This is a genomic window from Halarchaeum salinum (assembly GCF_039520965.1).
Taxonomy (GTDB): Archaea; Halobacteriota; Halobacteria; order Halobacteriales; family Halobacteriaceae; genus Halarchaeum; species Halarchaeum salinum.
Map to the genome: position 1 here is coordinate 1 of NZ_BAAABL010000093.1, position 585 is coordinate 585.

The 585-nt window shown below is 55.4% G+C and carries 2 protein-coding genes; both read left to right on the forward strand.

What is annotated here, in order from left to right:
- On the forward strand, positions 1 to 200 hold a 200-nt coding region (locus ABDZ36_RS14665; RefSeq protein WP_343749376.1), incomplete at its 5' end, for an AbrB/MazE/SpoVT family DNA-binding domain-containing protein.
- A partial coding sequence (locus ABDZ36_RS14670; RefSeq protein ID WP_343749377.1) for a putative toxin-antitoxin system toxin component, PIN family occupies positions 197 to 585 on the forward strand: 389 nt, incomplete at its 3' end. The genes ABDZ36_RS14665 and ABDZ36_RS14670, both read left to right, overlap by 4 nt.

The window sequence follows — 585 nt, forward strand, 5'->3', positions numbered from 1 at the left end:
GGCTTCGCGACCAGTTCGGCCTCGAAAAAGGGACGAAGCTGATGGTCGTCCCGACAGACTACGGTCTGGTCTTGAAGAAACTCGAACTCCCCTCAGTCGAAGAGTTCCAGCACCGAGTCGAAGAGCGATCGGAAGAGGTCAATCTCTCCATGGACGAGGTCAGCCAGCTAGTCCACGACGCGCGGAGCGCCGATGAATGAGAGCCGTTCTCGATACGAACGTCCTCATTTCAAGCGTCATCGCGACTGGTGTCCCCCACGATGTGGTCGTCAAAGGGTTCAGTAGTGAGTACGAGATTATTGTCTCCGTCGCGACGCTAACTGAGTTTCGAGACACCCTACTCAAGTATCCGGAGAAGTTCCACATGGACGAAGAAGACGTCCAGCAGGAAGTCGAAACAATCCGGTATTACGCGGAGTTCGTCGACCCAAACGAGGACATCACAGCAGTTGACGATGACCCCGATGACGACAAATTCCTCGAAGCCGCAGTGGCTGGTCACGTGGACTATCTCGTCTCTGGCGATCGGCATCTGCTCGATCTCGGCTCCTTCCAAGGGATCGACATTGTCGACCCGAGAACCTT